The following is an 8540-nucleotide window of genomic DNA, read 5'->3' on the forward strand; positions in this document are numbered from 1 at the left end:
GACGGTCGGAGGCCGGCGCAGCCGGGCGAAGCCCGGGAGGCCGCCTGCGGCCGAGCGGTGCGAGCACGGCGTCCGGAAGGAGCCATGGCGGGCGCCGTGTCAGAGTTCCGCACTCCGTTGTACGGACCGTATGAGGGGTCCCGCACATGGCGGGGGGTACTGCGGGTCTTACACCGTCAGCGAGCGGTCCGTCGGCTTGACCGGGTACGGGAGGGCGCTGGTGCCGGTCAGGAAGCGGTCCACGCCGCGGGCGGCCGAGCGGCCTTCCGCGATGGCCCAGACGATGAGCGACTGGCCGCGGCCCGCGTCGCCGGCGACGAAGACGCCGTCGACGTTGGTCGCGTAGGAGGCGTCGCGCTCGATGTTGCCGCGGGCGTCCAGCTCCAAGCCGAACTGGTCGACCAGGCCGTTGGCCTGGTCCGTGCCCGTGAAGCCCATCGCCAGGGTGACCAGCTGCGCGGGGAGGACGCGCTCGGTGCCGGGCTTCTGGACGAGCTTGCCGTCGACGAACTCGACCTCGACCAGGTGCAGGGCCTTGACGTTGCCGTCCTCGTCGCCCTCGAAGTGGGTGGTGGAGACGGAGTAGACCCGCTCGCCGCCCTCCTCGTGCGCCGAGGTGACCTTGTAGAGCATGGGGAAGGTCGGCCAGGGCTGGTTGGCGTTCCGGTCCTCGCCCGGCTTCGGCATGATCTCCAGCTGCGTGACAGAGGCCGCGCCCTGGCGGTGGGCGGTGCCCACGCAGTCCGCGCCGGTGTCGCCGCCGCCGATGACGACCACGTGCTTGCCCTCGGCCGTGATGGGGGGCGCCATGAAGTCGCCCTCCTGCACCTTGTTCGCGAGCGGCAGGTACTCCATCGCGAAGTGGATGCCGTTCAGCTCGCGGCCCGGGACCGGGAGGTCGCGGGAGACCGTGGCGCCCGCCGCGATGACCACCGCGTCGAACCGCTTGCGCAGGTCGGTGGCGGTGATGTCGCGGCCGACCTCGATACCGGTACGGAACTTGGTGCCCTCCGCGCGCATCTGCTCGATGCGGCGGTTGATGTGCACCTTCTCCATCTTGAACTCGGGGATGCCGTAGCGCAGCAGGCCGCCGACGCGGTCGGCGCGCTCGTACACCACCACGGTGTGGCCGGCCCGGGTCAGCTGCTGGGCCGCGGCGAGACCCGCCGGACCGGAGCCGATGACGGCGGCCGTCTTGCCGGAGAGGCGCTCCGGCGGCTGCGGGGTGACGTTGCCGTTGTCCCAGGCCTTGTCGATGATCGAGACTTCGACGTTCTTGATCGTGACGGCCGGCTGGTTGATGCCCAGCACACACGCCGACTCGCACGGGGCCGGGCAGAGGCGCCCGGTGAACTCGGGGAAGTTGTTCGTGGCGTGCAGGCGCTCGCTCGCCGCCGACCAGTCGTCGCGGTACGCGAAGTCGTTCCACTCGGGGATCAGGTTCCCGAGCGGGCACCCGTTGTGGCAGAACGGGATGCCGCAGTCCATGCAGCGGCCGGCCTGCTTGCTGATGATCGGGAGCAGCGAGCCCGGAACGTAGACCTCGTTCCAGTCCTTCAGCCGGTCGGCGACAGGACGGGTGCAGGCGGTCTCGCGCTGGGTGGTGAGGAAGCCCTTCGGGTCAGCCATGGGTCGCCGCCTCCATCATCTTCTCCGTGGTCTCGGATTCCGAGAGTCCGGCGAGCTCAGCGGCGTCCTTGGCGGCGAGCACTGCCTTGTACGTGGTCGGGATGATCTTGCTGAAGCGGTCCGCCGCGACGGACCAGTCAGCGAGGAGCTTCGCGGCCACGGTCGAGCCGGTCTCCTCCTCGTGGCGGCGCACCACATCGTGCAGCCACTGCTTGTCGGTGTCGGACAGGGCCTCTACGGCGCCCGCGTTGCCGACGTTGACGTTGTTCGGGTCGAGGTCGATGACGTACGCGACACCGCCCGACATGCCGGCCGCGAAGTTGCGGCCCGTCTCGCCGAGGACGACCGCGGTTCCGCCGGTCATGTACTCGCAGCCGTGGTCGCCCACGCCCTCCGAGACGACCAGGGCGCCGGAGTTGCGGACGCAGAAGCGCTCGCCGGTACGGCCGCGCAGGAACATCTCGCCACCGGTGGCTCCGTAGCCGATGGTGTTGCCGGCGATGGTGGAGTACTCGGCGAGGTGGTCGGCGCCGCGGTCCGGGCGGACCACGATCCGGCCGCCGGAGAGGCCCTTGCCGACGTAGTCGTTGGCGTCGCCCTCCAGGCGGAGGGTGATGCCCTTCGGCACGAAGGCGCCGAAGGACTGGCCGGCCGAACCGGTGAAGGTCAGGTCGATGGTGTCGTCGGGCAGGCCCGCGCCGCCGAACTTCTTGGTGACGTGGTGGCCGAGCATGGTGCCGACGGTCCGGTTGATGTTGCGGATCGCGACCTGGGCGCGGACCGGCTGGGCCGTCTCCGCGGAGTCCGCGTTCAGCGCGTCGGCGGCGAGCTCGACGAGCTCGTTGTCGAGCGCCTTCTCCAGACCGTGGTCCTGCTCGATCAGGGCGTGGCGCACCGCGCCCTCGGGCAGCTCCGGCACGTAGAAGAGCGGCTCCAGGTCGAGGCCCTGCGCCTTCCAGTGCGTGACGGCCTTCGTCGTGTCGAGCAGCTCGGCGTGACCGACGGCCTCCTCGATCGTGCGGAAGCCCAGCTCGGCGAGGAGCTCGCGCACCTCCTCCGCGATGAACTCGAAGAAGTTGACGACGAACTCGGGCTTGCCCGAGAACCGGTCGCGCAGGACCGGGTTCTGCGTGGCGATGCCGACCGGGCAGGTGTCCAGGTGGCAGACGCGCATCATGACGCAGCCGGAGACGACGAGCGGCGCGGTCGCGAAACCGAACTCCTCGGCGCCGAGCAGCGCGGCGATGATCACGTCGCGGCCGGTCTTGAGCTGGCCGTCCGTCTGGACGACGATCCGGTCGCGCAGCCCGTTGAGCAGCAGGGTCTGCTGGGTCTCGGCGAGGCCGAGCTCCCAGGGGCCGCCCGCGTGCTTGAGCGAGGTGAGCGGGGAGGCGCCCGTACCGCCGTCGTGGCCGGAGATGAGGACGACGTCCGCGTGGGCCTTGGAGACACCCGCGGCGACCGTGCCCACGCCGACCTCGGAGACCAGCTTCACGTGGATGCGGGCGACCGGGTTGGCGTTCTTGAGGTCGTGGATCAGCTGAGCCAGGTCCTCGATGGAGTAGATGTCGTGGTGCGGCGGCGGGGAGATCAGGCCGACGCCCGGGGTGGAGTGCCGGGTCTTGGCGACCCACGGGTAGACCTTGTGGCCGGGCAGCTGGCCGCCCTCGCCGGGCTTGGCGCCCTGCGCCATCTTGATCTGGATGTCGTCCGCGTTGACCAGGTACTCGGAGGTGACGCCGAAGCGGCCGGAGGCGACCTGCTTGATCGACGAACGCCGCGCCGGGTCGTAGAGGCGGTCCGGGTCCTCGCCGCCCTCACCGGTGTTGGACTTGGCGCCCAACTGGTTCATGGCGATGGCGAGGGTCTCGTGCGCCTCCTTGGAGATGGAGCCGTACGACATGGCGCCGGTGGAGAAGCGCTTGACGATTTCGGAGACCGGCTCGACCTCGTCGATGGAGATCGACGGGCGGTCGCTCTTGAAGCCGAAGAGGCCGCGGAGCGTCATGAGGCGCTCGGACTGCTCGTTCACGCGGTCCGTGTACTGCCGGAAGATGTCGTACCGGCGGTTGCGGGTGGCGTGCTGGAGGCGGAACACCGTCTCCGGGTCGAACAGGTGCGGCTCGCCCTCGCGGCGCCACTGGTACTCGCCGCCGATCTCCAGCGCGCGGTGCGTGGCCGCGATGCCGGAGACGGGGTACGCCTTGGCGTGGCGCGCGGCCACCTCCTTGGCGATGACGTCCAGGCCGGCGCCGCCGATCTTCGTGGCGGTGCCCGCGAAGTAGGTGCCGACGAACTCCTCGTTCAGGCCGACGGCCTCGAAGACCTGGGCGCCGCGGTAGGACGCGACGGTGGAGATGCCCATCTTCGACATGACCTTCAGGACGCCCTTGCCGAGGGCGTAGATCAGGTTCTTGATGGCCTGCTCCGGCTCCAGGCCGGTCAGGAAGGTACCGGCGCGCAGGAGGTCCTCGACGGACTCCATGGCCAGGTACGGGTTGACCGCGGCGGCGCCGTAGCCGATCAGCAGCGCGACGTGGTGGACCTCGCGGACGTCACCGGCCTCGACGAGCAGGCCCACCTGGGTGCGCTGCTTCGTGGCGATGAGGTGGTGGTGCACGGCGGAGGTGAGCAGCAGCGACGGGATCGGCGCGTGCTCGGCGTCCGAGTGGCGGTCCGACAGGACGATCAGGTGCGCGCCGTTCGCGATGGCCGCGTCGACCTCGCCGCGGATCTCCTCGATCCGCGCGGCCAGCGCCTCGCCGCCGCCGGAGACCCGGTAGAGGCCGGAGAGCGTGGCAGCCTTCATGCCCGGCATGTCGCCGTCGGCGTTGATGTGGATGAGCTTGGCCAGCTCGTCGTTGTCGATCACCGGGAAGGGCAGGGTGACGCTGCGGCAGGACGCTGCGGTCGACTCCAGCAGGTTGCCCTGCGGGCCGAGCGAGGACAGCAGCGAGGTGACGAGCTCCTCGCGGATGGCGTCCAGTGGCGGGTTGGTGACCTGCGCGAAGAGCTGGGTGAAGTAGTCGAAGAGCAGCCGGGGGCGCTCGGACAGGGCAGCGATCGGGGAGTCCGTACCCATGGAGCCGAGGGGCTCGCCGGCGGTACGGGCCATCGGCGCGAGGATGACGCGCAGCTCTTCCTCGGTGTAGCCGAAGGTCTGCTGGCGGCGGGTGACCGAGGCGTGGGTGTGCACGATGTGCTCGCGCTCGGGCAGGTCCGACAGCTCGATCTCGCCGGTCTCCAGCCACTCCGCGTACGGGGCGGCGGCGGCCAGCTCGTTCTTGATCTCGTCGTCCTCGATGATCCGCTTCTGGGCGGTGTCGACGAGGAACATCTTGCCGGGCTGCAGGCGGCCCTTGCGGACGACCTTGGCCGGGTCGATGTCGAGCACGCCGACCTCGGAGCCGAGGACGACGAGGCCGTCGTCGGTGACCCAGTAGCGGCCGGGGCGCAGACCGTTGCGGTCGAGGACCGCGCCGACCTGGGTGCCGTCGGTGAAGGTGACGCAGGCCGGGCCGTCCCAGGGCTCCATCTGGGTGGAGTGGTACTTGTAGAACGCGCGGCGGGCCGGGTCCATGGAGGTGTGGTTCTCCCACGCCTCCGGGATCATCATCAGCACGCTGTGCGGGAGCGACCGGCCGCCGAGGTGGAGCAGCTCCAGGACCTCGTCGAAGGAGGCCGAGTCGGAGGCGTCCGGGGTGCAGATCGGGAAGATCCGGTCCAGCACGCCGTCGCCGAATGCCTCGGAGGCCAGCTGGGACTCGCGGGCCTTCATCCAGTTGCGGTTGCCCTTGACCGTGTTGATCTCGCCGTTGTGCGCGACGAAGCGGTACGGGTGGGCGAGCGGCCAGGACGGGAAGGTGTTCGTGGAGAACCGCGAGTGGACCAGGGCGAGCGTCGAGGCGAAGCGACGGTCGGAGAGGTCGGGGAAGAAGGGCTCCAGCTGGCCGGTGGTCAGCATGCCCTTGTAGACGATCGTGCGGGCGGAGAGCGACGGGAAGTAGACCCCGGCCTCGCGCTCGGCGCGCTTGCGCAGCACGAAGGCCTTGCGGTCCAGCTCGATGCCCGTGCTCCCGTTGCTGACGAACAGCTGCGAGAAGGCCGGCATGGTGGCGCGGGCGCCGTTGCCGAGCAGGTCCGGGGTGACCGGGACCTCGCGCCAGCCGAGAACCGTGAGGTTCTCCTGGGCGGCGATGGCCTCGATCTGCTCCACGGCGACGGCCTGTGCGGTGCCGTCGGCGGGGAGGAAGGCGATGCCGACGGCGTACGCGCCGGCCTCGGGGAGCTCGAAGCCGGCCACCTCGCGCAGGAACGCGTCCGGGACCTGGCTGAGGATTCCGGCGCCGTCGCCCGAGTCCGGCTCGGAGCCGGTCGCGCCGCGGTGCTCGAGGTTCCGCAATACGGTCAGGGCCTGCTCAACGAGGGTGTGGGTGGCCTCGCCGGTGAGGTTCGCCACGAATCCGACGCCACAGGCGTCCTTCTCGTTGCGCGGGTCGTACATGCCCTGCTGGGCGGGGCGACCGTCCATGGGCGACCAGGCGGTGGTGCTGAGGCCGGTCGCGGAGTGCGTGGATGCGGAACGCATCGGCTCTCCCGTCGTCGTCGTGGCATATGTGCATAGCCGAGGGACGACGTTGGCCCTCTGCGAAATTTCGTGCAGATTACATGATGACGACAATCCCGAGAAGCGGATATGCCATTCCAGCATGCGGACACTGCACGAGGCAGGAAGAGGGGACTTTCGCGCGTTCTACGGACGCAGGCCGACGCAGGACGAGGCGAAAGGTCCCGGATGCAGGGCGGGCATCGTTGCCCGGAGCCCTGGACTGATGCCCGGCGGACACGGGGTCGAAACCGCCGGGTAACGAACTACTTATGTGGAGCACTGCATAGTGTCTCACTCCGAGGCCGGTCAGCCTATGGCTGCGCCGATCCAGGTTCCCAGGATGTACGTCACACCGGCGGCAGCGCCACCCAGGACGAGCTGGCGCAGGCCGCTGTACCACCAGGACCGGGCGGTGACCCGGGAGACCACCGCGCCGCAGGCGAAGAGCCCGGCCAGCGCGAGCAGCACCGCGGGCCACAGGGCCGTGGCGCCGAGCAGGTACGGCAGTACGGGGAGCAGCGCGCCCAGCGCGAAGGAGCCGAAGGACGAGACCGCGGCGACGAGCGGCGAGGGCAGGTCGTCGGGGTCGATCCCGAGCTCCTCGCGGGCGTGGATCTCCAGCGCCTGCTCGGGGTCGCGGGACAGCTGCATGGCGACCTCGCGGGCGAGCGCGGGCTCGACTCCCCGGAAGACGTAGAGCTCGGCCAGCTCCTCCATCTCGTCGACCGGGTGCTTGCGCAACTGCTGCCGCTCTATGTCCAGTTCCGCGAGGACCAGCTCGCGCTGCGAGGCGACGGAGGTGTACTCGCCCGCCGCCATCGAGAAGGCGCCGGCCGCGAGGCCCGCCAATCCGGTGATGACGACGGTCTGCGGGGCGACGGCTCCGCCGGCCACGCCGGTCATGAGGGCGAGGTTGGAGACGAGTCCGTCCATGGCACCGAAGACGGCCGGGCGCAGCCATCCGCCGTTGACGTCGCGGTGGGTGTGGTTGTCCCGGTGCGCGGTGTGCAGCGGTGCTTCGATGTCGATGATGGACATGCCGAGATATCTCCCCATTTGTGCGAACGGGCGCCGCGAGACACCCCGCCCCCCTGAACACCTCGAAACTACGCACGATTTCTGCCGCCCGCCAGCAAGGTAGGCCGTACTTACCTGCGGTTTTGTGGGTCGGCGACCGGGTGACGAGGAGCTTCGCGGGGTGTTTCGCGGCGAGCGACAAACCACATGTCGTGGCACAAATCCCCCAAGGGCTCATGATGAGCCCCATCAATGTGGGAGAGGCGCGCCATGGAGCCGGTGAAGCTGATTGCATGCGATCCGCAGGTCCTCCTCGAACGGGCCAGGGGCGCTCTTCTCGGGCTGGCGGTGGGCGACGCGCTGGGCGCCCCCGCGGAGAACATGAAGCCGTCGGAGATCCGGGCGAAATGGGGCCGCATCGAGGGTTTCGTGTCGGAGGACCCGGCGGGCACGGACGACACCGAGTACGCGATCTTCTCCGGGCTGCTGCTGGCCCGCCACGGCTCGGCGCTCACCGTCTCCCACGTGGAACGCGCCTGGCACCACTGGATCGCGGACCTCGACGAAGGCCCGTTCCGCGGCGCCGGGTTCTCGGAGCGCGGCACCCTCGAGAACCTCCGCCGGGGCCTGGCCGCCCCCATCTCGGCCCAGCACCGGCACGCGTGGTCGGACGGTCTCGCCATGCGGGCGGCGCCGTTCGGCGTCTTCGCGGCCGGCCGGCCCGCCGAAGCGGCCCGGCTGGTCGCCATCGACGGCACGGTCAGCCACGACGGCGAGGGCATCTACGGCGGCCAGGCGGTGGCGGCGGGCGTGGCGGCGGCGATGGCCGGCGGCAGCCCGGCTTCCGTCGTTTCCGCGGCCCTCTCCGTCATCCCGTCCGACTCCTGGACGGCCCGCTCCCTGCGCCGGGCGGTCACCGCCGCCCCGCGCGGGGAACGGGCCGTGCGCTCGGCGGTGGTCATCGGCGGCTACCCGTGGACGGACCTGGCGCCCGAGGCCGTCGGCCTCGCCTTCGGCGCCTTCGCCGCGTGCCGGGGCGACTTCCCCTCCTCGGTCCTGACCGCGGTCAACATGGGCCGCGACGCGGACACCACGGCGGCGGTGGCGGGCGCCCTGTCCGGCGCGATGTCGGGCGCCGCCGCGATCCCCGCCGCCTGGTCCTCGGCCATCGGCCCGGTCCGCGGCAGCTGCCTCCCCTCGATGCGGGGCTACCACGTCCTCGACATCGCGGACCTCCTCACCCCCGAATACGAGGCCCCCCGATGACACCCCCGGCCGACTCTTC

General features: G+C 70.6%; 4 protein-coding genes. 1 reads left to right on the top strand and 3 read right to left on the bottom strand.

Annotation, left to right across the window (positions count from 1 at the left end; translation table 11 throughout):
• Window positions 1–168: 168 nt before the first annotated feature.
• The 3 genes from PV721_RS12955 to PV721_RS12965 form a co-directional block, all read right to left on the bottom strand.
• A complete protein-coding gene (locus PV721_RS12955; protein WP_319723509.1) occupies window positions 169–1629 on the bottom strand; it encodes a glutamate synthase subunit beta in 1461 nt (486 codons plus the stop codon).
• Window positions 1622–6160, bottom strand: coding sequence for a glutamate synthase large subunit (gene gltB / locus PV721_RS12960; RefSeq protein ID WP_319723511.1), 4539 nt, complete (start codon window positions 6158–6160; stop codon window positions 1622–1624). The genes PV721_RS12955 and gltB overlap by 8 nt, the downstream gene beginning before the upstream one ends.
• A 384-nt stretch (window positions 6161–6544) precedes the next feature.
• Window positions 6545–7276, bottom strand: coding sequence for a VIT1/CCC1 transporter family protein (locus PV721_RS12965; protein ID WP_319723510.1), 732 nt, complete (start codon window positions 7274–7276; stop codon window positions 6545–6547).
• 258 nt (window positions 7277–7534) lie between these two features.
• On the opposite strand from PV721_RS12965, the gene PV721_RS12970 reads away from it, so the two are divergent.
• Window positions 7535–8521 carry an ADP-ribosylglycohydrolase family protein gene (locus PV721_RS12970; protein WP_416371084.1) on the top strand — a complete coding sequence of 329 codons (987 nt, stop codon included), beginning with the start codon at window positions 7535–7537 and terminating at the stop codon, window positions 8519–8521.
• Window positions 8522–8540: the final 19 nt, after the last annotated feature.

The organism is Streptomyces sp. MB09-01, from assembly GCF_033794505.1.
Lineage (GTDB): Bacteria > Actinomycetota > Actinomycetes > Streptomycetales > Streptomycetaceae > Streptomyces.